The organism is Microbacterium shimangi, assembly GCF_043556445.1.
Lineage (GTDB): Bacteria > Actinomycetota > Actinomycetes > Actinomycetales > Microbacteriaceae > Microbacterium.
In genome coordinates this window covers 94,884-117,708 of the sequence record NZ_JBIGII010000003.1, presented here as the reverse complement: position 1 = coordinate 117,708, position 22,825 = coordinate 94,884, and the positions used below count along the sequence as shown (strand labels likewise).

General features: G+C 71.5%; 23 protein-coding genes and 1 tRNA gene. 11 read left to right on the top strand and 13 right to left on the bottom strand.

Annotation, left to right across the window (positions count from 1 at the left end; genetic code table 11):
• Positions 1-30: 30 nt before the first annotated feature.
• The 3 genes from gnd to ACFXQA_RS02205 are packed head-to-tail and all read left to right on the top strand — an operon-like array spanning position 31 to position 2,242.
• Positions 31-1,086, top strand: a complete 1,056-nt coding sequence (gene gnd / locus ACFXQA_RS02215; RefSeq protein WP_394518157.1) for a phosphogluconate dehydrogenase (NAD(+)-dependent, decarboxylating) — start codon at positions 31-33, stop codon at positions 1,084-1,086.
• Positions 1,083-1,385: a putative quinol monooxygenase gene (locus ACFXQA_RS02210; RefSeq protein WP_394518156.1), complete on the top strand. Its 303-nt coding sequence runs from the start codon at positions 1,083-1,085 to the stop codon at positions 1,383-1,385. The genes gnd and ACFXQA_RS02210 overlap by 4 nt, the downstream gene beginning before the upstream one ends.
• Positions 1,386-1,408: 23 nt before the next feature.
• Positions 1,409-2,242 carry a hypothetical protein gene (locus tag ACFXQA_RS02205; protein ID WP_394518155.1) on the top strand — a complete coding sequence of 278 codons (834 nt, stop codon included), beginning with the start codon at positions 1,409-1,411 and terminating at the stop codon, positions 2,240-2,242.
• A gap of 47 nt (positions 2,243-2,289) precedes the next feature.
• On the opposite strand, the gene ACFXQA_RS02200 is transcribed toward ACFXQA_RS02205, so the two are convergent.
• Together ACFXQA_RS02200 and ACFXQA_RS02195 are read right to left on the bottom strand one after the other, a co-directional pair.
• A complete protein-coding gene (locus ACFXQA_RS02200; RefSeq protein WP_394518154.1) occupies positions 2,290-2,994 on the bottom strand; it encodes a hypothetical protein in 705 nt (234 codons plus the stop codon).
• Between the two features lie 112 nt (positions 2,995-3,106).
• Positions 3,107-4,636, bottom strand: coding sequence for an HNH endonuclease signature motif containing protein (locus tag ACFXQA_RS02195; RefSeq protein WP_394518153.1), 1,530 nt, complete (start codon positions 4,634-4,636; stop codon positions 3,107-3,109).
• 324 nt (positions 4,637-4,960) lie between these two features.
• Here ACFXQA_RS02195 and ACFXQA_RS02190 point away from each other — a divergent pair, with 324 nt between their 5' ends.
• On the top strand, positions 4,961-5,638 hold the full coding sequence (locus tag ACFXQA_RS02190) for a glycosyltransferase family 2 protein (RefSeq protein ID WP_394518152.1): 678 nt from the start codon (positions 4,961-4,963) through the stop codon (positions 5,636-5,638).
• On the opposite strand, the gene ACFXQA_RS02185 is transcribed toward ACFXQA_RS02190, so the two are convergent.
• Together ACFXQA_RS02185 and ACFXQA_RS02180 are read right to left on the bottom strand one after the other, a co-directional pair.
• Positions 5,602-6,906, bottom strand: a complete 1,305-nt coding sequence (locus ACFXQA_RS02185) for a glycosyltransferase (protein ID WP_394518151.1) — start codon at positions 6,904-6,906, stop codon at positions 5,602-5,604. The two genes, ACFXQA_RS02190 and ACFXQA_RS02185, sit on opposite strands and share 37 nt — an antisense overlap.
• Positions 6,903-9,053 carry a glycosyltransferase gene (locus ACFXQA_RS02180; protein WP_394518150.1) on the bottom strand — a complete coding sequence of 717 codons (2,151 nt, stop codon included), beginning with the start codon at positions 9,051-9,053 and terminating at the stop codon, positions 6,903-6,905. The genes ACFXQA_RS02185 and ACFXQA_RS02180 overlap by 4 nt, the downstream gene beginning before the upstream one ends.
• A gap of 120 nt (positions 9,054-9,173) precedes the next feature.
• Here ACFXQA_RS02180 and ACFXQA_RS02175 point away from each other — a divergent pair, with 120 nt between their 5' ends.
• The gene (locus tag ACFXQA_RS02175) at positions 9,174-10,355 is read left to right on the top strand and encodes a polysaccharide pyruvyl transferase family protein (protein ID WP_394518149.1); all 1,182 of its coding nucleotides are present in this window, start codon (positions 9,174-9,176) and stop codon (positions 10,353-10,355) included.
• A gap of 284 nt (positions 10,356-10,639) precedes the next feature.
• On the top strand, positions 10,640-11,134 hold the full coding sequence (locus tag ACFXQA_RS02170; RefSeq protein ID WP_394518148.1) for a bifunctional nuclease family protein: 495 nt from the start codon (positions 10,640-10,642) through the stop codon (positions 11,132-11,134).
• A gap of 92 nt (positions 11,135-11,226) precedes the next feature.
• Here ACFXQA_RS02170 and ACFXQA_RS02165 read toward each other — a convergent pair whose 3' ends face one another.
• The 3 genes from ACFXQA_RS02165 to ACFXQA_RS02155 form a co-directional block, all read right to left on the bottom strand.
• Positions 11,227-12,255, bottom strand: coding sequence for an LLM class flavin-dependent oxidoreductase (locus ACFXQA_RS02165; RefSeq protein ID WP_394518147.1), 1,029 nt, complete (start codon positions 12,253-12,255; stop codon positions 11,227-11,229).
• A gap of 66 nt (positions 12,256-12,321) precedes the next feature.
• Entirely contained in the window at positions 12,322-12,855 is a 534-nt protein-coding gene (locus tag ACFXQA_RS02160; RefSeq protein ID WP_394518146.1) for a hypothetical protein, read from the bottom strand.
• Positions 12,852-13,154: a helix-turn-helix transcriptional regulator gene (locus tag ACFXQA_RS02155; RefSeq protein ID WP_394518145.1), complete on the bottom strand. Its 303-nt coding sequence runs from the start codon at positions 13,152-13,154 to the stop codon at positions 12,852-12,854. The genes ACFXQA_RS02160 and ACFXQA_RS02155 overlap by 4 nt, the downstream gene beginning before the upstream one ends.
• A gap of 96 nt (positions 13,155-13,250) precedes the next feature.
• Here ACFXQA_RS02155 and ACFXQA_RS02150 point away from each other — a divergent pair, with 96 nt between their 5' ends.
• Positions 13,251-14,204 carry an aldo/keto reductase gene (locus tag ACFXQA_RS02150; RefSeq protein WP_394518144.1) on the top strand — a complete coding sequence of 318 codons (954 nt, stop codon included), beginning with the start codon at positions 13,251-13,253 and terminating at the stop codon, positions 14,202-14,204.
• A gap of 11 nt (positions 14,205-14,215) precedes the next feature.
• Here the strand turns inward: ACFXQA_RS02150 and ACFXQA_RS02145 are convergent, their stop codons facing one another.
• From ACFXQA_RS02145 to ACFXQA_RS02135, 3 genes are read right to left on the bottom strand one after another with little or no spacing between them, the layout of a single operon-like run.
• On the bottom strand, positions 14,216-15,550 hold the full coding sequence (locus ACFXQA_RS02145) for a glycosyltransferase family 2 protein (protein WP_394518143.1): 1,335 nt from the start codon (positions 15,548-15,550) through the stop codon (positions 14,216-14,218).
• Positions 15,544-16,530, bottom strand: coding sequence for a glycosyltransferase family protein (locus tag ACFXQA_RS02140; protein WP_394518142.1), 987 nt, complete (start codon positions 16,528-16,530; stop codon positions 15,544-15,546). The genes ACFXQA_RS02145 and ACFXQA_RS02140 overlap by 7 nt, the downstream gene beginning before the upstream one ends.
• Entirely contained in the window at positions 16,527-17,477 is a 951-nt protein-coding gene (locus tag ACFXQA_RS02135) for a WcbI family polysaccharide biosynthesis putative acetyltransferase (protein WP_394518141.1), read from the bottom strand. The genes ACFXQA_RS02140 and ACFXQA_RS02135 overlap by 4 nt, the downstream gene beginning before the upstream one ends.
• Before the next feature lie 116 nt (positions 17,478-17,593).
• On the opposite strand from ACFXQA_RS02135, the gene ACFXQA_RS02130 reads away from it, so the two are divergent.
• From ACFXQA_RS02130 to ACFXQA_RS02115, 4 genes are read left to right on the top strand one after another with little or no spacing between them, the layout of a single operon-like run.
• Complete coding sequence (locus ACFXQA_RS02130) at positions 17,594-18,700, top strand: glycosyltransferase (RefSeq protein WP_394519065.1); 1,107 nt, start codon at positions 17,594-17,596, stop codon at positions 18,698-18,700.
• A complete protein-coding gene (locus ACFXQA_RS02125; protein ID WP_394518140.1) occupies positions 18,697-19,815 on the top strand; it encodes a glycosyltransferase in 1,119 nt (372 codons plus the stop codon). Before ACFXQA_RS02130 ends, ACFXQA_RS02125 begins: the two co-directional genes overlap by 4 nt.
• Positions 19,812-20,816 (top strand): hypothetical protein, encoded by a 1,005-nt coding sequence (locus ACFXQA_RS02120; protein ID WP_394518139.1) that lies wholly within the window; start codon positions 19,812-19,814, stop codon positions 20,814-20,816. The genes ACFXQA_RS02125 and ACFXQA_RS02120 overlap by 4 nt, the downstream gene beginning before the upstream one ends.
• Complete coding sequence (locus ACFXQA_RS02115; protein WP_394518138.1) at positions 20,813-21,628, top strand: glycosyltransferase family 2 protein; 816 nt, start codon at positions 20,813-20,815, stop codon at positions 21,626-21,628. Before ACFXQA_RS02120 ends, ACFXQA_RS02115 begins: the two co-directional genes overlap by 4 nt.
• 73 nt (positions 21,629-21,701) lie before the next feature.
• On the opposite strand, the gene ACFXQA_RS02110 is transcribed toward ACFXQA_RS02115, so the two are convergent.
• The 3 genes from ACFXQA_RS02110 to ACFXQA_RS02100 all read right to left on the bottom strand — a co-directional run bounded on the left by ACFXQA_RS02110 (position 21,702) and on the right by ACFXQA_RS02100 (position 22,759).
• On the bottom strand, positions 21,702-22,208 hold the full coding sequence (locus ACFXQA_RS02110) for a 2'-5' RNA ligase family protein (protein WP_394518137.1): 507 nt from the start codon (positions 22,206-22,208) through the stop codon (positions 21,702-21,704).
• 22 nt (positions 22,209-22,230) lie between these two features.
• Positions 22,231-22,557, bottom strand: a complete 327-nt coding sequence (locus tag ACFXQA_RS02105; RefSeq protein ID WP_394518136.1) for a YbjQ family protein — start codon at positions 22,555-22,557, stop codon at positions 22,231-22,233.
• Between the two features lie 117 nt (positions 22,558-22,674).
• Positions 22,675-22,759: transfer RNA gene (locus ACFXQA_RS02100), tRNA-Ser, on the bottom strand.
• Positions 22,760-22,825 lie beyond the last annotated feature (66 nt).

Genomic DNA, 22,825 nt, shown 5'->3' with positions numbered 1-22,825 from the left:
GGCTTCGACGGGCTTGAGAGGGAGATCGATATGAAGATGGCCATGGTGGGTCTCGGACGAATGGGCGGAAACATCGTCCGACGGCTGATGAAAGACGGCCACGAAGCCGTCGTCTTCGACGTCAACGCCGAGGCGGTGACGGCTCTTGCGTCCGAGGGGGCGACCGGGGCGTCATCGTTCGCCGACCTCGCGACCAAGCTCGAGGCACCGCGCGTCGTGTGGCTCATGATCCCCGCCGGGCTCACCGGCCAGGTCGTCGACCAGGTCGCCGCTGAACTGGAACCGGGCGACATCATCATCGACGGGGGCAACTCGAACTACCGTGACGACGTTCGCCGTGCGGCGTCGCTCACGGACAAGGGCATCCACTACGTCGACGTGGGAACGAGCGGGGGCGTGTTCGGCCTCGAGCGCGGATACTGCCTCATGGTCGGCGGGCCCGATGAAGCCATCGCCGTCATCAAGCCGATCCTCGAGACGATCGCCCCGGGTCTGGGCGAAGTGCCGCGCACCCCCGGACGCACGGGCGACCTCGCCCCCGAAGAAGAAGGATGGCTGCACTGCGGTCCTTCGGGAGCCGGGCACTTCGTGAAGATGGTGCACAACGGCATCGAGTACGGCATCATGGCCGCGCTCGCCGAGGGGCTGAACATCCTCCAGAACGCCGATGCCGGCAAGCGCGAGTCGGAGCACTCGGCCGAGATCGCCCCGCTCGAAGAGCCGGAGTTCTACCAGTTCACGATCGACACCCCGAAGGTCGCCGAGCTGTGGCGCCGAGGTTCGGTCATCTCGTCGTGGTTGCTGGATCTCACCGCGGCTGCCCTCGAGCAGAATCCCACTCTCGACGGCCTGGCCGGTCGTGTCTCGGACTCGGGCGAGGGTCGCTGGACGGTCAAGGCTGCCGTCGACATGGGTGTTCCCGTACCGGTGCTCGCGTCGTCGCTCTTCGAGCGCTTCGCGTCGCGGGGCGAAGACCACTACGCCAACCAGATCCTGTCGGCGATGCGCCAGCAGTTCGGTGGACACCAGGAGTTGCCCGCGGGCGACGTGCTCGAAGCGGGCGCACGCAAGTCGGATCAGGCATGACGTTCGTCAACGCGGGGACGCTGGGCGCCGAGCCCGGAAAGCGCGACGAGCTGGCCGCCCACCTGACGAAGCGGAACGCCGCGCTGGCCGATGTCGGGTGTCTCGTCTACGAGGTCGGTGTGAACGACGACGAGCCCGACACCGTATTCGTTGTGGAGGTGTGGACGGATGCTGCCGCGCACCGCGCGTCGCTGCAGCTGCCCGAGGTGCAGGCCTCGATCGCCGCCGCGCGCCCTCTGCTGTCGGGCGAGTTCGGCGGGTTCCGGTTCGACGCGGTCGGGTCGCCGCTGCGCGACTGACGACCGAGACGCCGGGATCGGACGTGGACGAGCAGAGCGAGCGAGAGCTGAGGTCGCTCCGGGCGCGCGCGTACGGTCCGGACGCCGACCTTGGGGGTGACCCCGACGCACTCCGGCGGCTGGATGAGCTCGAGTCGGCTGCCCTCGCGGAGCGAGCGGTGCAGCAGGCCGAGCTCACGGTCAGCGAGACTCCGCCCACCGTCGAGCGTCCGGGATCGGGCCGCATCCGCCCGGAGTGGGCCGGTCTTCAGCCGGAATCGGGCAGCATCCAGCCGGAGTCGGGCATCATCCGTCCCGAATCGGATTCGAGCGTCGTCGTCGGCGACGCTCCGCCTCGCCTCTGGTGGACCCGTCGACGACTCACGGTGCTGGCCGCGTTCTCGCTCGTGGCCGTGATCGTGGTGGTCGCCGCGATCACGGCGGCGTTCACCTATCGATTGCAGGCGGATCCGCGTCAGGTGGCGGTGCTACCGGTGGACTCGGCCGCGGAATGGCCGGAAATCTTCGGTGGCCGGTCGGATGGCGGCCAGATCTTTGCGGAGTTCTACGGACTGCGCGCGTTAACCCAGCGCAGCGCGGTGGGCTTCAGCGCCGTCGACGTGTGCATCTCGGTCGTCGAGGCGTCTGTTCTGGAGGACGGGGCGAGTTCGTTCCGGAACTTCTACCTCAGCGGATGCGGCGCGGGGGAGTTTCCCGCCGTCGCGCCGTTCATCGTCAACCCCAGCGCGCCCGACGCGCTGCGCGAACGCTTTCCCGATGGCACGGCGCTGCAATTCGTCCTGGGCGATGACGAGGTGGTGGTTTTCAGCAGCCCGCCGCGACTCACCCCCGAAGAGACTCCCAACGAGGCGGGCTGACCCGTCTCACCGCCGCGCCGGCGTGGGCACAGGCGCATCGCCACGCCTCACGACACGTAGGCCGTGACGCTCTCCGAGAGCCGGATGGGGTCACCCACGACCGGACCCGACGGTTCGCCCACGAAGATCTGCAGGCCGCCGACCATGCCGTAGCCGACGCCTCCGCGCCCCGGCCCGCCCGCCGAGCAGCCGGTGCCCGAGAAGACCTCGGACGACGCGACGCGCGTGAAGATACACACGCCGGGGGAATCCGGAGGCCGTGCGATGAAGACGTCGACGTCGTCGATGCGCGCGATGAACCGCGTCGACGAGAGATCGACGGTTTCTGCGATCGGGTCGTCGGGGCTGCTCGCGACGATGTCTTCTTGCGTCTGCGGAAGGAGGAACTCCGGAAGGTCGTCGGGCGCCGGCGGGGCCGCCACGGACATCCCCGCCACGAATGCCGCGCCTCCGACGAGCAGCGCGATGCCGATCGTGCCTAGCACCGTGCGCCACCGCGATCGGCGCGGAGTGTCGGCCGCGTCGACGGCCGCGGGCGTGTGCGGACCCTCGGGTGGCGCCGGGGTGTGGTCGATCGCCTCGGGTGGCGCCGCGTGGGGCCCTGGCGGTGTGTGCGGTGCGAGGTCCACTGATGGCGGGGTCTCGAGATCGCGCAGGCGGTCGATGTCGGCGACGGTCGCTTCCGCGCCCGCGCCGTAGACGCGTTCGCGGAGGCGGCGCAACTCGTCCGCAGAGTCAGAGAGCGGCGTCATGCGATCAGTATGGCGTGGGTGGGCCGGCAAGGGTCGGACCGCCCGCGCCTCCGTTCTCAGACCCGCGTGTCCGTTCTCAGACCGGCGTCCGTTCTCAGTCCCGCGTCCGCCTCTAGAACGGCGGCCCCACCTCATCGGGTTCGGGGTGAGGGCCGCCGCCGGGTTCAGCGCCGGGTTCAGCGCCGGGTTCAGCACCGGCTTCGGGATCGGCGTCGGGGACGAAGACGACGCGCGTCGGAGGGTCGTCGCGGTAGGTGTATCCGAGCGGTGAGGTCCATTCGAGCGATCCTCCGGGGAGTTGCCGCACCGTCCACTCGGTCTCGGTCTTCATCGTGTGATGGCGCACACAGAAGTGGGCGAGATTGCGCAGTCGGGTGCGACCGCCGTGCTGTCGTTCGTGATGGTGATCGAGCTGACACAGGTGGGCACGCTGTCGGCACCCCGGGCACCGACATCGCACGTCGTGCGCGGCGAGAAACCGCCGTTGCGCCGCCGAGGGCTCGTAGCGGTCGACCTCGAGCACGGTGCCGCGCACCGGATCGGTCATGACGCGGTCCCATCCGGTCGCGTCCCCGGCCAGGCGCCGGGCGGTCTCGCTGTCGACCGGCGAACGGCCGTCGAGTTCGGCACCGCCGGAGGTGACCCCGGTGAGGGTCGTGACGGGCACCGTGATCTGCACGTGCGCCCGGATCGCACCGATGCCCCCGGGCGAACGATCGAGCGTCGGATCGATGGCGGGAGCCCCCGTGAGGAGGAGGTCGGTGAACAGATCGGCGCGGACCTGGTCAAGGGTGCGCTCGTCGAACTGCGGGGGCTCGCCGGGGGCGGTGCCGGCCGAGGGTTCTGCATCATCGATCCCGGCGGCTGCGTCCGACAGCCCCGGGTCGTGTTCGCGGCGCGCGGCGATGTCGACTTCGCGTATTGCTCGCGCGCCACGGGTGAGCCGATCGCGAATGCTGAAGGCTTCGACCACCGGCAGAAGCGCTTCGAGTCGCGCCATCCCGTCGTCGAGCTCGGTGACCGTGACCCGACGTTCGAGCGAGGCCTCGGCGAATCGTTCGTCGATCGAGCGAGGGTCGAGCCGCTCCGCGAGACCTCGGGCGAACGCGCGGGTGCGCGCCGGAGTGTCGGACGCCGCGTGATCGAGCACCACCCGCTCGAACGCACCCCTCGCGTCGGGGTCGGTGAGGCGGCACCCGACGTCGACGATCGCCGTGGCATGAGCGCGACTGACGAGCCCGCTCTCGAGCGCATCGACGGTCGTGGGGAAGAGCCGCAGCAACTGCTCGGCGTCACCGATCCGGCCCTGGATGGTGCGATCGTTCTCGTGCAGTGCCATCGCGAACTCGGTGGCGATCGACCGCAGCTCCATATCGCGGCCGCGCGAGTTGCGTCGCGAGGTACGCTCCACCCGGGCGCGGACGATCTCTGCTGCCCGGGCCAGCAGCCGCACCCGACGTGCTTCTGCGGCGGCGATGATCCCGGCCTCTTCGATCAATCCGGCCCGGATTCCTCGCAACTCGACGACCTCGGCCGCGCCGACGTCGTCGCGATGGCTCTCGAAACGGAAATGCGCGAAACCCGCCGCATCCGCATTCGAACCACCGGCGCCGGCATCGTCGCTTTCTGGCGAGTCGAACATGTGCCCTCATCCGTCGTCACGGGACTACGGTCTTCGGATCGAAGACCGCCACCGACCGGCGAACCGGGGGCACTCGGTGTGGTGTCGAAGAGTCAGGATGCTGACGCACGGGCCCGATCTCGACGACACGTTCATCGTCCCACCACCCTCCGACATCGTCCCGACCGGCGCCCGGCGCCCGCCCCACCCCGTGCCGAAACGCCCGCGCGAAACCCGCCCGAGACCCGCCCAAAACCCAGGCCGAAACCCTCGCCCGAACCCCCTCCGCATCCCCACGAGAACCGCACGCGCCGGGCACCCCGTTTGCGCGGATACGCTGGTGCGGTGACTGAGGCGATCGTCGTGCTTCCCTGGCGTCCTGCGCCCTCTCGCATTCCGGCGTACGACCGTGTACGCGCCTGGTACGCCGAGCAGCTTCCCGAGCTCGAGGTCTTCACGGTCGACACCGACGACGACCCGTTCGTCCTCGCGGCGTGCCGGAACAAGGCCATGCGCGACGCGCCCGACGGCACGGTCGTGGTGGTGGGTGACGCCGACACCTTGCCCGAGCCCGGGCCGCTCCGTGCGGCCATCGCCGCCGCGCGCGACAGCGATCGCGTGCACCTGCCCTACGACGAGTACCGGTGGCTGGGCCGCGACGGCTCCGCCCAGTTCGACGCGGGCACATCGCTCATCGACTGCCACTACGAACTCATCATCGGCGCGTGCTCGGGCGTCTACGTCGCGACGCCGCGCACGTGGGCGGCGCACGGCGGGCAGGACGAGAACTTCCGCGGGTGGGGCTTCGAAGACGCCGCCTGGTTCATCGCCCACCAGACCCTCCTCGGGGGCCCGCCCGTCCGGCACGCCGGGCGCGTGTACGCCCTGCACCACCCCGGTGAGATCCGCGCGGGGCTCCAGTACGACCTGAATGCCGCGCGCATGGAGCGCTACCGCGAGGCGTCGGGCGACCCGATCGCGATGGCTCAGCTGCTCTCCGAGGTTCCTGTCAGCGCGGTGTAGGCGATCGCTGGTCCCGACCCCTCCCGCTGCTCGCGGGCGATGCCGTCGAGAGTGGCACGGGCGACGTCGTCGGAGATCACCGCGTCGATGGCGGCGGCGAGTTCTGCGGCATCCGCCCGGTTCGGATCGAGGGCCCGCCCCAGACCCGAGCGTTCGATGGCGGCGGCTCCGGCGAACTGGTCGGTCGAGAACGGCAGCACGACCAGCGGCACGCCCTGTCCGACCGATTCGGTCACGGAGTTGTTGCCCCCGTGGGTGACCCCGGCCACCGCGCGCCCCAGCAGCCGCACCTGGGGGAGGAACCCCCGAACGAGCCAGTTCGACGGCACGGGGCCCAGCGCGGCCGGGTCGGTCGCTCCCGTCGCGATCGCGGCGCGAAGACCGAGGCGGCGGAGGGCATCGGCGACACGGGCGAGCACGTCGTCGCGCACCGAGAGGAAGCTGCCGAAGCTGACGTACACGAAGGGTTCGTCATCGGCGAGCCACCTCTCGACGTCGGTGTCCGGCCCCTCGTCGCGGCGGGTCGAGCCCAGAAATGCGTGCGGCGGCAGCGTACGCCCGTCGCCCTCGGCAAGAGCCGCCGGGTAGTTGTAGAGCACGAGCTCGCCGTGCGATGCGAACGCATCGGGAATTCCGGATGCTGCGGGGTCGAGTTCTCGCGCCGCGGTGTTCCACTGATCGGTGAACCGTCGCGAGACCTCGGCGCACAGCATCCGCAGTTCTTCGAGTTCTGCCGTCTCGGGTGAGAACGCGGCGGGCCACGCGGGCGGGTAGCCGTAGACCTCGCCCGCCACGGGGAGCGCGCTGGGGTGACCCAGCACCACGTCGCCGTAGGGGATTCCGGCCGTCTGCAGGGCGAGTCGTGCGCTGAAGGCGAGGTGGTCGACCACGATCGCGTCGGGCGAGACCTCGGCGACCACCTCGAGGGTGCGGCGGGCACGACCCACCGGATCCCACATCAGATCGGTCAGGCGCTCGCGGGCCTGGTAGGCCAGCGTCGGCACCATTCCGCGTCGCGTCGCGTCGAAGAACCCCTGCAGCGACGCCGCTTCGTCTCTCGGTTGCTCGCCGGGTCGCATGACCCCGGCGTTCGATCCGCGTCCGAGCGGCAGATCGACGCGACGCAGCCCGAAGTCGCGCACGATCGGATCGGTGGCGGGTCCGGTCGCGACCACGACGTCGGCGCCAGCGTCGCGCCACGCCGTCGCGATCGTCGCGAGCGGCAGAAGGTGCGAGGCGTAGTCGGGGGCGATGACGAGGAGCGTCATGCCACCGGGCCGACGGCACGCAGCAGCTCGGCCTCGGAGGCCGCCACTCCGCGGTAGACCGGGCCGAGCGCGGCGGCCATGCCCTGGATCGTGAACCGCGCGGCCACCATGTCGTGTGCGCGGCGCGTGAGGCTCTCGTCGCCGCGCGCGGCGAGGTCGAGAGCGGTCGAGACCGCACCGGTGAGCTGCGCCGGATCCCACGTGGCGGTGAGCACGCCCGTGATCCCGTCTTCGACGTAGGTGGCGGGGCCGCCGGCGTCGGGGGCGACGACCGTGAGTCCGGTGGCCATCGCCTCGAGCAGAGCGATGCCGAACTCCTCTTTCAGGCTCGCGCAGACGTAGACCCCGTTCGGCGCGATGAGACCGGGCACCCCGAACCGCACCGCGGCGAGCCACCGCGCGGCCACGTCGTTCGGGCGATGGCCGACCAGGAGCAGGCCGGCCGCGTTGCGCGTGCTCGGGGGGACGACGACGTCGATGCGCTCGAGCTGCTCGCGCTCATCGAGTGAGGGATTGTCGAGGTCTCCGCCGATGATGAGCAGGTTCGCCCGCTCCGACAGCGGGCTGCTCGCCCACGCCTCCACGAGCGTCGCCATGCCCTTCACCCGGTGCAGGCGCCCCACCGAAGCGATGATCGGCAATCCGCGGCGGTGCGGGGGCAGTGCCTCGGTCAGCGCGTGCAGATCGGCGAACCGCTCGTCGCGGGTCGGATCGAGAGCGTGAGCGGATGCGTCGACGACCGCGCGGTCGACCACGTCGAGGTCGACGCCCTCGGCCACGATGGTGTGGCGCTCGGGGTGCGAACCGACGTCGATGCCGACGAGTTCGCGCATGTCGCGCGCGAGTTCGGGGCGGGGGAACAGCACGGTGTGGGCGGCATTGGCGGCGAGGTTCTGCACCAGCCGCATGCGGAACCAGAAGTGCTCGCGCCGATCGACGTCGCCGAACGTCGCGCGGGTGAGTTCACCCGAACGGTCGAGCGATTGGATGATCGAGTGCGGGTCGGGAGCCACGGTGAAGACCACCGGGATTCCGAGTTCGCGGGCGACGTCGACGGCGGCGAGGCTTCCGACGTCGGCCATGCGCAGGTGCAGCACGTCGACCCGGCCCGCGGCCCGCAGGAGCCGGCGGATTCCGCGCCGAGCCGTGACGCGCAGCGGCCACGCGGCGGCCGAGGGAACGGCCGACGGTGCCAGAGGGACATGGCCGTAGACGTGGCCGGTGTCGGAGCCGACCGAGAGCAGGTCGGCTGCGGCCTGGGGCACCGGGCCCCGCGAGAGCGTGAGCACGCGCTCGACGTGGGCCGCGGGGTCTGCGACGAGGGCATCGCCGAGACGCACGAGGAGGGTGGCGATGCCACCGTTGTCGCCCGCGCCGGCCGAGGCCAGCGTCGGGTCGATGTCGGCGTGGAGGAAGAGCTGCGCGACGGTGAGCCCCCCGTCGGTCTCGGTGGGGCGCCGCGTGACGACCTGGAGGTCGATGACGGCGAGTCGCGCCACCTCGGCGAGGCGGCCCTCACCGCCGACGAGGTGCTCGAGGTGGTCGGCGATGCGCGCGCCGTCGGGGCGCTGCCCGAGCGCTGCGACCGCGGCGACACGCACGTCTTCGTGCTCCTTCTCGTCGAGGGCGATCTCGAGAAGACGACGTTCGGCGATGGGCTGACGCACGAGTCCGAGCGTTTCGACCAGCCGGGTGCGAGCGGGCGTGCCCTCGACGCCGAGCAGGGCGGCGTCGATAGCGACGGCGAGGGTCTCGCCGACGGCTCCCGACCAGTTCTCGAGGGTCGTCTGCGCGAGCATGCCGGTGAAGCCGCCGTCGGCGACCAGCGAGAGCAACCGGCCGATCGCATCGAAGCGGGGGAGCGTTTCACCCAGCGCCCACGCCGCGTGCTCGCGGATGAACGGGCGCTCGTCCGAGAGCAGACGGCTGAGGCTGCGCGAGGCCTGCTCGTCGAACAGTGCCGCCAGCGCGTGCACCGCGGCGATGGCCGACACCTGGTCCGTGCCGGCGATCGCGGCCGCCAGAACCCGGATGGTGCGCACCCCCGGATCGCGTCGTGCCTCGAGGGCGAGGTCATCGGCGAGCCGGATGGCGTCGATGATGCGGGGTGCCGTTGCGACGGCGTCGAGCGTGGTCTGAATGCCCATGGTTTGGCTTCTTCTGTAGAGCGTGCCGCGATCCGCGGTCGTTCGAATGGTAACGGGCGAACCTGGCGTCCGAGTAGCGTGGAGGCGCTCTTCTCGCATCCTTCGGAGGTAACCCCGCGCATGTCCGTCATCGTCATCGGAGATATCGGCGTCGTCGACGGCATGATGCACATCGGTGATGAGGCGATGTTCGAGGCGGCCGCCACCGAATTGGCCGGCCGCGGACTCGAGGTGGTCGGCGTCTCGTCCGCCCCCGAAGAGTCCGCCGAGCGATACGGCATCGGTACGGTGTCGCGCCTCGGGTTCGCCGGCCTCGATCGGGCCGCCGCTGCCGCGCGGAGCGCGCTGCTGGTGGATGCAGCATCCGGTCGCGCCACCCTCGCCACCGACGACGCCGCGACCGGCGTCCTGGCGGCGCTGCGCGACGCGAGCGGCGTGCTCGTCGCGGGCGGGGGCAACCTCGCCTCTCGCTGGCCCGTCCACATCCACGAGCGCGGCACCCTGGCCGCCATGGCTCGGGCCCTCGACCTACCGGTCGTCGTGAGCGGACAGACCCTCGGACCCGACCTGATCGAGACGGATGCTGCGGCCGTGGCGACCCTGTTGCGCGGTGCCGCGCGCGCGGCCGTTCGCGAGTCGGCGTCGGCAGCGCTCGCCGCTTCGTGGGACGTCGGCGTGCGCTCGGGGGTCGACGACGCGTCGTTCCTCGGCGATGCGGCGGGATCGTCCGAGCGCTCAGGGATCGTCGTGAGCCTGTCGGGCTGGTTCGACCACCGTCCACCGGCCGCCGTCGAAGCATCCCTCGCCCGTCTCATCGACCGGGCAGCCGTCGTGGTGGGCGGGCCGGTGCGGTTTCACGCGCACTTCGGGCCGCTCGAACAGGCAGCCGAGCCTCGCGGCGACGCCGCTCTGCACGAGCGGATCCGCGCCCGCCTCGCCGTCGAGAGCGAGGTCGTGCCGACCGGAGATTCGCAGCACTCCGCCGCCCTCGCGCGCAGCACCGCGCTGCTGATCACGAGCCGCTACCACCCGGCCGTCTTCGCCGCCCCGGCCGGGGTTCCGACCCTCGGGCTGGTCGCCGATGCCTACACCGGTATCAAGCTGGGCGGCGCCCTCGGCCACTGGGGATCGCCGCAGACCGCGACGCTCGATGAGCTCGACACCGCCGCGCCGCTCGTGGTGGAGGAGTTGGATGCTGCGCGCTCCCGCATCCTCGACGAGGCAGCCGCCCGGCGTCCCGCCCACTTCGCCGACTACACGGCGTGGTGGGACGACGTCGCCGCGGTCTTCGCCGGCCGCTGACCCATCCGACTCGCCGCGGGCGAGACCGCCGAAACCCGCGTTCCCCTGTCGCGATCGGCGGGACGCATCCGCGTTTCGCGACAGCGGAGCGCCCATGGCCGGGTTCCCCTGCCGCACACGGTGCGTGCGACGCGCCTTTCGTGACAGCGGAGCGAGCGAGCGGTTGCGGGGAGGCGCGGGAAACGGCGAGCTGGTGGCCTTGAAGCGCCTGGCAAGCCCGCCGCGGGCGGTCGGAACGGCCGTACGATGGCAGAACTTCGAGACCGATCGCGACGGGAGACACCATGGTGCAAGTCCGAGTGATCGGTGTGGCGCGTGACACCGAACAACAGCACGTGATCCTGCTCAAGCCGGTCGACGAACCGGCGGCGGAGGGGCGGATGCTGCCGGTGTGGATCGGTGAGCAGGAAGCGACGTCGATCCTCGTCGCCGTCCAGGGTGCGCAGACCCCCCGGCCGCTCGCGCACGACCTCATGGCTCAGATGATCCACGAACTCGAAGCGGAGGTCGATCGCGTCGAGGTCACCCGTCTCGAAGAGGGAACCTACTTCGCCGAGATCACCCTGTTCACGCCTCACGGCATGCGCGTCATCGACGCCCGCCCCTCCGACGCGATCGCTCTCGCTTCACGGACGCACACGCCGATCTGGGTCGCCGACGACGTGCTCGAGATCGCCGGCGTCGAAGACACCGTCTCCGAACCGGCCGCCGACGAGGAGCAGCTCGACGAGTTCCGTCGGTTCCTCGACGACGTCGACCCGGAAGACTTCGAGGCCTGACGCGGAACGCGAAAGTGCCCGCTCCCGCCGAGAGTGCACCGAATCCGATGCACTGTGAGCGAGAACGGGCACTCTCGGCGAGGGCGCGCTGATCAGACCCGCGTGCCGACCCAACCGAGCGCGGGGGCGACGTAGCGGGCGAACGACTCGACGACCCGCAGGTTGAACTCCACACCCAGCTGGCTGGGGATGGTGAGCATCAGGGTGTCGGCGCTGCGGATGGCCGCGTCGTCGAGCAGCTGCTCGACCAGGGCATCGGGCTCGGCGGCGTAGGTCTTGCCGAACGTCGAACGGGTGCCGTCGATGATTCCGACCTGGTCGCCGTCCTGGCGGCCGCCGAAGTACATGTGGTCTTCGGTCGTGGTCAGCGGAAAGATGCTGCGGCTGACCGACACGCGCGGCTCGCCGGCGTGACCGGCGTCGCGCCACGACGCGCGGAACGCGTCGATCTGTTGGGCCTGCAGTTCATCGAACGGCAGCCCGCGGTCTTCGGTGAGGAGCGTCGACGACATGAGGTTGACCCCCACGCGCCCGGCCCACTCCGCGCTGTCGCGGTTGCCGGCACCCCACCAGACGCGCGAACGCAGTCCGGGAGAAAGCGGCTCGATGGCCTGACGGCCCACCCCGCCACCGAAAGGACTGTGCGGGTCGCGGTCGGCGAGGCCTTCGCCGTCGATCGCGCGCAGGAACGTCTCGAAGTGGTCGCGGGCGATGTCGGCGCCACGCGGGTCGTTCGACCCGGTGTAGCCGAACGCCTCGTAGCCGCGCACGACCGACTCGGGTGAACCACGGCTCACGCCGAGCGCGAGTCGACCGTCGCTGATGAGGTCGACCGCGGCCGCCTCTTCGGCGAGGTAGAGCGGGTTCTCGTAGCGCATGTCGATGACGCCCGTGCCGACTTCGATGCGCTGCGTGCGCGCCGCGATCGCCGCGAGGAGCGGCATGGGTGAGGCCTGCTGGCGTGCGAAGTGGTGCACGCGGAAGTAGGCGCCGTCGACGCCGAGGTCGTCCATACCCTGGGCGAGGTCGATCGCCTGCAGCATCGAGTCCTTCGCGGTGAGCTGGCGACCGCCGCCGAGGGGCCCGTAGTGACCGAACGAGAGAGTGCCGAAACGTTCCATGACAGCATCAACCGCCGACCTGGTCGTCGTATTCCAGTGAATGGATGCGGCGGAACGACCTCTTCTTCACTCGTCGTCCTCGCTTGCGGGGTCCGAGTTCCACAGAAGCGCCGCGGCAGGCGCCATCGTCACCGTGACGAGCGCGGCCAGCGTCAGGAAGACCCACGAGTTCGTTCCGAACAGGTTGAAGGACGAGGCGAAGAATCCGTCGACGACCGCCAGGACCCACAGCATCCCGACCACTCCGAGTGCCACACGGAATGCTGCCCGGAAGCCCCGATCGCGCTGCGAGATCTCGCGCTCGTCCAGCTGCGCGTGAGGCGCGTTGTCGAGCATGTGGGTGGCGCGCCGCAGAAGAACCGTGCCCGCCGCCCCGATCACGAGCGCACACATCAGCAGCACGACTCCCACGGGTTCTTCCGCGGCGAGGGCTGCGGCGATCCCCAGCGCGAAAGTGACCGCCGGGGCGAGGGCCAGCACGCGTCGGCTGGTGGGCGGGCGCATCCACGCGGGCTGCGGTCGTTGGCGCCAATCGGCTGCGCGCTTGTCCATCTCGCCGCGCAACTCGGCGGTGCGTTCGCGCTTGCGGGGATCGCTCATGAGTCATGTCCGTTCGATCGGTCAGGGTGTGAGGGGGCGGCATAGAGCTGCGCCGACATCGGTGGAAAGGGCTCGAGCGAGAAGATCGCTTCAACGGGGAGGGCGAAGTAGGCGGCGAGCTGAAGAGCGAGCTCGACCGATGGTCCGTAGTCGCCGCGTTCGAGGAAGCCGATGGTCTGCACATTGACCTTCACGGCCTCTGCCACCTCGCGGCGACTTGCTCCCCGCTCGACGCGCAGGACAGCGAGTCGGTTGTGCAGTCGTCTGCTGTCTCCGCCTGCCGTGGTGTTGCCCGTCATGCATACAGTGTTGCGTATACGCAACGTTTACGCAAGCGCGACAACACCGAAGGGTGGATGCCGGAATACCCGCGTCGACGAGGGGTTGAGCCAGACATGGCTCGAATCGGAAACAGCGACCTCAACGTCCTTCCCCTCTCCTTCGGCGGCAACGTGTTCGGCTGGACCGCCGACCGTGACACCTCGTTCGAGATCCTCGACGCATTCCACGGCGGCGGCGGCGACTTCATCGACTCCGCCGACGGATACAGCTCGTGGGTTCCCGGCAACTCCGGCGGTGAGAGCGAGACGATCATCGGCGAGTGGCTCGCCTCGCGCCGCCCTGAGAACGTCGTCGTGGCGACCAAAGTCAGCCAGCATCCCGACTTCCGCGGGCTCTCGGCGAAGAACGTGCGCGCCGCCGCCGAGGCGTCGCTGAAGCGGCTCGGGGTCGACACCATCGACCTCTACTACGCCCACTTCGACGACGAGAGCGTGCCGCTCGAAGAGACCGTCGCCGCTTTCGGTGACCTCGTGACCGACGGGCTGGTGCGTTACACGGCCGTGTCGAACTACACCGGCGCGCGGATCCGGGAATGGGTCGGCTATGCCGAGGCCGCGGGCAGTGCCCTCCCGGTCGCCGTGCAGCCGCACTACAACCTGGTGCACCGCAACGAGGTCGAGGACTCCATCGTCCCGGTGGCAGAAGAGTTCGGTCTCGGCCTGGTCCCGTACTCTGCCCTCGCCAGCGGTTTCCTCACCGGCAAGTACCGGTCGACGGATGCTGCGGGCCAGTCGTCTCCCCGGGCTCAGGGTGCCGCGAAGTACGCGACACCGCAGGGCCTCGAGATCATCGACGCGCTCGAGGGCATCGGCACGGCGCACGGCGTCTCGATCGCCTCGACGGCGCTGGCATGGCTGCGCGCCCAGCCGACGGTGGTCGCGCCGATCGCCAGCGCCAGCCGCGTCGAGCAGGTCGCCGGCCTCCTCGACGGCGCCCGCGTCGAACTGAGCGCCGCCGAGGTCGCAGAACTGACCCGCCTCTCGGACTGGGCCCCGGGCGAGGCCTGACCCGACCCCGCTCAGCGCAGGTGCGCGGGGCTGCTCCACCCGCCGACGAACGGCTCGACGCGCGGCTCGGCTCGGAGCGCGACGGCTCCCTCGACGACGAGGGATCCGACCGATACCTCTGCGTCGTCGCCCCACCGTGCGCGGCGCACGCGCGCGCGTCTACTGACGGCGCGCGCCAGCACCTCGCCGTCGGGGGCGCGGATGTCGAGCGCGCCCTCGTCGCCCGTCCCGAGGCGTCGGAGGCGGTCGGTCAGTTCGGATACGGCCGACCCGCTGGGCATCGCGACGGGCCGCACGAGCTCGACCTCGACCCGCGGCGTCGGGTGCGCCGCATCCACCGGGACCACTCGGGGGTCGGCTGCGAACACGGCCGCCGTCGCGTGATGCTCGAGCTCGACGCGCGCCCGCGGAAACGCGGCGAGCACCGAGTCGGCGCAGACGAAGGTCGCCGCTTCGCCGTGCCTGCCTCTGAGGCGGAAGACGATGTCGGCCACGGGGGCGAAGACGCCGGTTCCGCGAGACCCGTCGACCGCGATCTTGTGCGAGAGCAGCAGCGTCTGCGCATTGCCCCGGCGGGTGCGCTCATCCGGGTCGGCGGCGCGACCGGCCCATTCCGGGCCGTCGTGCCAGGCGACCGCATCGGGCACGTGGGCGAAGACGGCTCCGTCCTGCCACGCGCGATGCGCCCACTCCCAGTCTTCCCCGCCGTACCGGTCGAAGCTCTCGTCGAAGCCGCCGGTCTCGGCGAAGAGCCATCGCGAGCAGGCGAACGCCGCGCTGATGATGTACCGGTACGAACGGTCGTCGGCCTCGAGCAGGTTCTGCGACCGCTCGTAGGCGTCGGCGAGCCAGGCGGGCTCGGGCAGCGGGTGCACGAGCGCCGCGATCTCGATCGGCGCCTCGACGGGCTGACCGGCGAGCTCCGCGTGGCGACGCTTTCCGACGGTGACCGCCTCGGGGAGGAGGGCCGGCAGCCGCGTGATGGCCCGCACGTAACCGGGCTCCGGAGACGTGTCGGCGTCGAGGAAGCAGAGCACGTCTCCCGTCGCGCGCGCGGCGCCGAGATTGCGGGCGGCGGCCGCGCGGAAGCCCCGGTCGGGCTGTCGGACCACCTCGACCCCGGCCGGCACGACCGGGGCGTCGGGCGAGCCGTCGTCGGCGACGACGACCTGCAAAAGCTCGGCGGGGTAGTCCTGCCGGGCGAGCGCGGCGAGCGTGCGGGCCAGCTCGCCCGGCTGGCGGTAGTGGGTGACGACGACGGTCACGGGCAGCAGCGGGTGCGGCGCAGCATCCACCAGATCCCAACGGTTACCGGGAACGGTGGTGCCGAACGGCGGGGTCACCACGACAGGCTCTTCCACCAGCCGAGGTAGGCCGCCGCCATGTCGCGGCGCCCGTGGGGCACGGCGGCTGTCTGCAACCACGTCGACGCGGGGTTCTGCGCCGCGGCCGCCACCGCGGTCGCGAGGGCATCGGGGGGTGTGAGCGCGATGGTTCCGGGTCGGAGGGAGGCCATCTCGTCGACGTAGCGGTTCGCGGTGGCGACGGGGCGGCGACCGGCGGCGATCCAGGAGCCGAGCGATCCCGAGGCCGAAACGTGGCGATGCGCGACGACCGGAACGCCGACCAGGCGGCACCGCCGCAGCAACTCGGCGTCGTCGAGGTACCCCGTGACCTCGACCGCGACGCCCTCGGCTGCGGCCCCGCGGACGAACGCCTCGAGGTCGGCGGCGTGCCCGTCCGACGCGCGGCCGAGGATCGAGAGCGTCGTGGTCGAGGTGTCGACCGCCGCACGCAGCGCCTCGTCGTGCCCCTTGCCGGGGTAGAAGAAACCGAGCACGCCGATGCTGCCGTCGGAACCGGGCCGAGCGTCGCCGGGGAAGGGGACGACATCCACCGGGAGGGGAATCACCCCGACCGCGGCGCTGCGTACGCCGTGCTCCCGCAGGAGCGCGGCCTCGTGGCTGCTGTTGCAGACGACGCCTGCAGCGACCGCCGCCACCGCGCGGTAGCACTCGAGGCGGCGCGGGAGGTTCCGGGGGCCGTCCGACGGTTGGGGGACGTCGTGAAGAGTGACCGAGAGCGGATGCTGTTCGCCGAGGCGCTGCACCGATTCGGCCGCCTCCTCGGGCGAGGAGGCCCAGAGCCGGTCGGTGAACTGCAGGTGCAGAGGGGTGCCGGGCGGCACCGACGGCACGGCCTCCCTCAGAACCGCGAGGTCGGGGCTCCCCGCGTCGACGACGGCCCGCACGAGGTCTCGGGCGTACGCGGCCACACCGTGCTGGTCGACGTCGTGCACGACGAGCCGGGGAGGCGCTCCCGTCACGCTCTCCACCGCGCCAGAAGCGGGGCCAGACGCGCGATCGCCCTCTCGACGTACACCGGGTTGTCGCGGTACCAGGCCCCCTGCGCCGCCCGCACCTCGGCCGATGAGACCCGCGCGCCGTCGATCGACCAATCGTCGCGCGGCTCTTCATCGAGGTCCCACGCGTCGGCGACCCACGCCTCTCGGGGCGCCTGCACACCGTTGAGGATCGGGCGGCCGGGGTCGGTGGGGGCGGCGCTCGATCCGAGCGCCTCGAGCACACGAGCGCCGAGGCCCAACCAGATCGGGTTGCCGGGGTGGTTCACCGTTCGCATGTGATCGAAGGTCGGCTGGGCGAACAGATCGGAGGCGGCGACGTCGAGGTCGCCCTCTCGCCGCCGGAGCTCGGCCAGCGAGTCGTCGGCCACTGCTCGCACGCCCGTGGGATCGAGCTGCGCGGGAAGGGGGAGGCCGGCGGCGAGGGCGAGCTCGCGCACGTCGAGGTAGTCGACGAAGGGCGGCATGGTGGTGACCTCGGGAACGCGGATGACCCACTGGAAGGGGTAGAGGCCCGTGTAGCGCACGATGGGCACGGTGACCGCGCGCGCGGTCGGTCGCAGAAGACCGACGAGCTGCCGGGTGCCCAGGGGCAGGTCGTGGTAATCGTCGCGGATCGGCTGCACCGCGAGGAACGACGCCCGCGCGATGAGCCGCTGCAGGTGCGGCACGTCGTCGGCGGTCAGTTCGTGCACCGGGGGTACGCGCACCGTCGGGGTGGCGGGGCCGTCGACGACGATCCGCAGCGACTCGGCCTGACAGTTGCCGACGATGACACCGGCGCCCTCCGGGGCCTCGCGCAGCCCGTAGAACTCGCCGTAGTGCTCACGTCGCCCGGCGTCGGCGGTGACCCCTAGCATCGACATCGGCGAAACCGCAACCGTGGGGTTCTGGGGCGGCGAGGGACTCATAGTGAGAAACGTATATCGTCGGAGTCGTCGCCTTCCCCAACAGGGGGTTGCGTTGCGAGGACTCCGCTGTGCGGTGAGCCGCACGACGCGGAAGCCACACAGCGAGGAGGACGACCATCGGTTCCCAGGTTCAGCCGTTCGTTCGCATCGCCGCGGTTCCTGCGCAGCATCCGTACCCCCGGGCCATCGCCGACCCGACACGCGTCGTCCTTCTGACCGATCCCACGCCCCCCGGCGCTCCCGTCGGGCAATGGTGGCCGCCGCAGATTCTCGACTCCTCGTGGATCCGACGCCACCACGACGATTTCGACGTGCTGCACCTGCACTTCGGTGCGGAGTCCTACACGCCCGAGCACGTGCTCGACGCGATCGGCGAAGCGCGTCGTGCGGGCAAGCCGGTGGTCTACACGGTGCACGACCTCGAGAACCCGCAACTGAGCGATCAGTCCGCGCACACCCGCATGCTCGACGCGATCATTCCCGCCGTCGACGTTCTGGTCACCCTGACCGCTTCGGCCCGCGACGAGATCGCGGCGCGGTGGGGCCGCACGGCAACGGTCATCGCGCACCCCACCCTGCTCGACGGGGCTCATTCCCGCGATGCCACCGTTCCGGTCGGTCACCCCGACACGGCCCGCCGCATCGGGGTGCACCTGCGAGACCTGCGCCCGAACATCGACGCGATCGGCGTCGTGACGACGCTCGTGAGAGCCGTGGCCGAGCTGCGCGCGGCCGGCGGTCGCGTCATCGGCAGCGTGCGACTCAACGAGCGCGTCCGTGACGAGGCGACCGCCGAGACGCTCGTGCGGGTGGTCGCCGAGGCCGACGGGGTCGAGATCGTCCGCGCCCCCCGCCTCACCGACGAGGGCCTCGCCGAGGCGCTCGCCGACCTCGACGCGTGCGTGCTGCCCTACGCGCACGGTACGCATTCCGGCTGGCTCGAGCTCTGCTACGACCTCGCCGTTCCCGTGATCGGGCCCCGACGCGGGCACTTCCGCGATCAGCATCCCGACGACTACACCCCGTACGACATCGGCGACCCCGCGTCGCTCGCGAGTGCGATCGAGCGCGCGACCCTTCCGGCGTGGTCGACACCCGGATCGGTGTCGCGCTCCGCCCAGGTCGCACGCCGCGAGAGCGAGCGTGCCGTGCAGCGCGAAGAGATCCGCGCGGCGCACGCCGAGCTCTACCGCACCCTCACGACCCGCAGGTTCGCCGCATGAGCGCTCAGGCGCTACGCGTCGCCGTCATCGCCCCGTCGCGGCACCCGATCCGCCAACCGCATCCGGGTGGCCTCGAGGCGTGCGTGTGGGAGCGGGTGCGAGGTCTGCGCGCCCGCGGTCACAGCGTCGCGCTGTGCGGGCCCGACGGATCGGACTTCCTCGACGGACCACCCGAGTTCGTGCTGCCGCGACCGCGGTGGTCCGACGGCGAAGAAGCGTCGGACACCGCCTACCCCGAGGGGTACCTGTCGACGATCGACGAAGCGATGGAGCGGGCCATGGCCTACCTCTCGCGTCACCGAGACCGGTTCGACGTCATCGACAACCACAGCCTCCACGGCACGCCCATCGCCTGGAGCGATCGGGTCGGCATCCCCACGATCACGACGCTGCACACGCCCCCACTGCCGTCGATGATCGCGGCCGCGCGCTCGACCATCGGCGCCGACCACCGCTTTCTCGCGGTCAGCCGCCACACCGCGCGCGAGTGGGAGGTCGCCGGCGTCGAGTCGACCGTCTTCCCCAACGGCGTCGACACCGACCGGTGGGCGGCCGGCCCGGGCGGCGACCGATGGGTGTGGTTCGGACGCATCGTGCCCGAGAAGGCGCCGCACCTCGCGATCGACGCCGCACTGCTCGCGGGCAAGCGCATCGTGCTGGCCGGCCGCGTCGGCGACGCCGAGTACTTCGAGCGCGAGGTGCGCCCGCGCCTCGGTTCGCAGGCCCGCTACGTCGGGGCGCTCCGCCAGAGCGCGCTGGCCCGTCTCGTCGGACGCAGTGCGGTCGCGCTGGTGACCCCGATGTGGGACGAACCGTTCGGGCTCGTGCTCGCCGAGACCCTGGCCACCGGTACCCCCGTGGCCGCGTTCGATGCGGGCGGAGTGCGCGAGGTGGTCGCCGCGGCCCCGGGCGCGATGGTGGTCTCGCGCGGAGACGTCGAGTCGCTCGCGCTCGCCGCGCACGACCTCGCCGCACGTTCGGCCCTCGAGCCGGGCCTGCGTGCCCAGATCCGCGCGGCGGCGGTCGCGCAGTTCTCGCTCGAGCGTCGGCACGCGCAGCTCGAGGGGCTGCTGGCAGCCTCGGTCGTGGGGGCGCCGCGCCTGGAGGTGGCGTGACCGGCCTCGGCTGGTACGTCCACCACCACGGACGCGGACACCTGACGCGCTTCGAGGCGGTGCGCCCGCACGTGATCGGGCCCGTCGTCGTCTTCTCGTCGCTCGACGCGCCGACCGATCTGCCCGAAGACACGCGCTGGGTCGTGCTGCCCCGAGACGACGCGCCCTACGACCGCGCGGGTCGCCGGGTCGACCCGCAGTCCGCTGACCCGACGGTGGGAGGGATGCTGCACTGGGCGCCTCTCGGACACCCCGGGCACCGCCAGCGGCTCGCCGCGATCGCCGCAGCATCCGTCACCCACGATCTCGACGCGTTCGTCGTCGACGTGTCGGTCGAGGTCGCCCTGTGGGTGCGGCTGCTCGGCCTGCCGACGGTCGTCGTGGCGCAGCCGGGTGAACGCACCGACGGAGTGCACGCGCTGGCCTACCGCGCGGCGGATCGCATCATCGCGCCCTGGCCGCGGGCCCTCGTGCCGTCGGCCGCGCTCGAGGAGTTCGGCGACCGCGTCGAGTGGATCGGCGGCGTCTCGCGCTTCGCCGACCGCGTCGTGGTGGCCAGACGCGACGAGCGCAGCGTGCTGATTCTCGGGCAGGCGCTCCCCGGCGAGGCGCTGGTGCGGGCGCGCGACGAGGCCGCGGCTGCCGGCTGGACGATGACCGTGGTGGGGGCGGATGCTGCGCCCTGGCAGGCCGACCCGTGGGACCAGCTGTGTGCGGCCGACGTCGTGGTGAGCGCCGCCGGGCAGAACAGCGTGGCGGACATCGCCGCGGCGGGGGCGCGTGCGCTCGTGATCGCGCAGGATCGACCGTTCGGCGAGCAGGCCGCGACCGCCGAGGCGCTCGACCGCGCCCGGCTCGCCGTCTCGACGCCGATGCCGCAGCCCGGGGGATTCGTGGCCCTCCTGGAGCGTGCGCGGGTGCTCGAGCCCGAGTGGAGTACCTGGCAGGTCGGCGGAGCGCCGGCGCGCGCCGCCGCCGCCATCGCGTCGGTCGTGCGATGACCCCGCACATCGCGGTCGTGACCGTCGCCTCCCGCGGGCGGGCTGACCACGTCGACCGCCAACGCGCGTTTCTCGCCGATCGACCCGACGTTCTGCGCGTGGAGGCGTGGCTCGACGCCGCAGCGCCCGAGCCGTCGAGCACCGAGGTGCGGGTGCACGTTCCCCCGGGCGCGCAGGGTCTGCGGGTGGGGGAGGGGCGCAATGCCGCGGCCGACGCGGCGATCGCCGCCGGCGCCGAGATGCTGATCTTCCTCGACGCCGACTGCCTCGCCGGCCCGGGGCTCATCGAACGGTACGAGGCGGCGTCGCGGGCCGCCCCCGGCGCGCTGCTGGCCGGCCCGGTCACCTACCTCGACGAGGGCACCGTGCCTTCGAGCGTCGCCGAGCTGCCGCCGCTCACGCGGCCGCACGCGGCACGGCCGTCGCCGACCGACGGCGAGGTGGTGCGGGCGTCGGACGAGGCCTACGACCTGTTCTGGTCGCTGTCGTTCGCGCTGACCGCCACGACCTGGCGGGCGCTCGGCGGTTTCTCGGAAGCGTTCCAGGGCTACGGCGCCGAAGACACCGACTTCGCGTGGCGGGCCCGCGAGCAGGGCGTGCCGCTGGTCTGGGTCGGCGGTGCGCACGCCTATCACCAGTGGCATCCGACGTCGGATCCGCCCTGGCAGCACCTCGACGACATCCTCCGCAACGGCGCCACCTTCGCGCGCCGGTGGGGACGCTGGCCCATGGGTGGCTGGCTCGACAAGTTCGCCCGCGACGGCGCGATCGCCTGGGACGGCGACACCTGGCGCCGCACGACGCCCGCCTGACGTCGCGTAGCGGCGGGGTTGCCGTCGCTGGGTCGGCGAACCCACGCTCTCGACGCGATCCCGCAGACCCGTGTCAGTGCAGGTCGGTGACGGTGGCGGATGCGGCGTCCCACCGCCGCAGCGACACCCCGGCGCCCACGTGCGCGGGCCCCAGCAGAGCGAGCGCGTCGGGCAGGGCCGAGAGCTTCAGCCGGCGCGCGAGGGTGATGTGCGGGGTCCAGTCTCCGGGCGCGGTGTGGGGGGCATCCTCCCCGGCCGGCACCGCGGCGTGCACCGTCCGGTGCAGGTGCAGGAGGGCCGGGCTCGGCTCGACCTTCCAGGCGAGCACCCCGCGGTCGCCGTGCGCGAACACGGTGGGCTCGGCGAGGGTCACGGGTACGGGCAACTGCGTCAGCGCGTCGCCGAACGCGACCGGGTCGAGGTTCGGCCGCACGAGGAGCGTGAGGTGCGGCCGATTGGTCTCGGAACGGTACGCGCCGAGGCTCGACATGCCGGCCGTCGCGAGGCTCTGCCAGTCGGCACGCACCCGGGCCTCGGTCTCGGGGTCGAGCAGGAGCTCGATGCTGACGACGTCGCTCATATCTCCCGCGACAGTACCGTCCCTATCCCACGGGCTCGATCGTGACGGCCGTGCCGTACGCGCACACTTCCACTCCGCCGGAGTCGCCGTAGTCGTTGGTCTCGAAGCGGAACGCGACCACCGCGTTCCCGCCTCGCTGCGTCGCTTCGACCGAGAGCCGCTCCAGCGCTTCCGCCCTGGTCTCCTGCAGGAGCTTCGTGATGCCCTTCAGCTCGCCGCCGGCCAGCGACTTGAAGGTCGCGCCGATGTTGGATCCGAGATGGCGCGAGCGCACGGTCAACCCGAACACCTCGCCGAAGACGTTGGTGATGCGAGAGCCGGGGACGTCGTTCGTCGTGACGATGATCATGCCGACACGGTAACAACGCCGGGCGCGACGGCGCCACCCTTTTTCGGGCGGGCGCATCGGCCGTGCCGAGCAGGATGACGATGTCGCGACACCTCGTGAAAACCGGTGTCGTAGGAGCGGAGGATAGGGGATTCGAACCCCTGAGAGCTTTCACTCAACACGCTTTCCAAGCGTGCGCCATAGGCCACTAGGCGAATCCTCCTGAGCCACGAAGGGACGTCGAACATCCTACCCCGGGCGCGGCGGTCGCCCGTGCGCGGGTCGCGTC

What these genes read in the sequence shown, in the direction of transcription:
- ACFXQA_RS02180 (WP_394518150.1), bottom strand. Translation starts at nt 9,053, where the DNA reads ATGGGCATTCAGACCACGCTCGACGCCGTCGCAACGGCACCCCGCATC.
- gnd (WP_394518157.1), top strand. Translation starts at nt 31, where the DNA reads ATGAAGATGGCCATGGTGGGTCTCGGACGAATGGGCGGAAACATCGTC.
- ACFXQA_RS02160 (WP_394518146.1), bottom strand. Translation starts at nt 12,855, where the DNA reads ATGAGCGATCCCCGCAAGCGCGAACGCACCGCCGAGTTGCGCGGCGAG.
- ACFXQA_RS02200 (WP_394518154.1), bottom strand. Translation starts at nt 2,994, where the DNA reads ATGACGCCGCTCTCTGACTCTGCGGACGAGTTGCGCCGCCTCCGCGAA.
- ACFXQA_RS02110 (WP_394518137.1), bottom strand. Translation starts at nt 22,208, where the DNA reads ATGAGCGACGTCGTCAGCATCGAGCTCCTGCTCGACCCCGAGACCGAG.
- ACFXQA_RS02125 (WP_394518140.1), top strand. Translation starts at nt 18,697, where the DNA reads ATGAGCGCTCAGGCGCTACGCGTCGCCGTCATCGCCCCGTCGCGGCAC.
- ACFXQA_RS02105 (WP_394518136.1), bottom strand. Translation starts at nt 22,557, where the DNA reads ATGATCATCGTCACGACGAACGACGTCCCCGGCTCTCGCATCACCAAC.
- ACFXQA_RS02185 (WP_394518151.1), bottom strand. Translation starts at nt 6,906, where the DNA reads ATGACGCTCCTCGTCATCGCCCCCGACTACGCCTCGCACCTTCTGCCG.
- ACFXQA_RS02175 (WP_394518149.1), top strand. Translation starts at nt 9,174, where the DNA reads ATGTCCGTCATCGTCATCGGAGATATCGGCGTCGTCGACGGCATGATG.
- ACFXQA_RS02135 (WP_394518141.1), bottom strand. Translation starts at nt 17,477, where the DNA reads ATGAGTCCCTCGCCGCCCCAGAACCCCACGGTTGCGGTTTCGCCGATG.
- ACFXQA_RS02170 (WP_394518148.1), top strand. Translation starts at nt 10,640, where the DNA reads ATGGTGCAAGTCCGAGTGATCGGTGTGGCGCGTGACACCGAACAACAG.
- ACFXQA_RS02155 (WP_394518145.1), bottom strand. Translation starts at nt 13,154, where the DNA reads ATGACGGGCAACACCACGGCAGGCGGAGACAGCAGACGACTGCACAAC.
- ACFXQA_RS02150 (WP_394518144.1), top strand. Translation starts at nt 13,251, where the DNA reads ATGGCTCGAATCGGAAACAGCGACCTCAACGTCCTTCCCCTCTCCTTC.
- ACFXQA_RS02195 (WP_394518153.1), bottom strand. Translation starts at nt 4,636, where the DNA reads ATGTTCGACTCGCCAGAAAGCGACGATGCCGGCGCCGGTGGTTCGAAT.
- ACFXQA_RS02210 (WP_394518156.1), top strand. Translation starts at nt 1,083, where the DNA reads ATGACGTTCGTCAACGCGGGGACGCTGGGCGCCGAGCCCGGAAAGCGC.
- ACFXQA_RS02115 (WP_394518138.1), top strand. Translation starts at nt 20,813, where the DNA reads ATGACCCCGCACATCGCGGTCGTGACCGTCGCCTCCCGCGGGCGGGCT.
- ACFXQA_RS02165 (WP_394518147.1), bottom strand. Translation starts at nt 12,255, where the DNA reads ATGGAACGTTTCGGCACTCTCTCGTTCGGTCACTACGGGCCCCTCGGC.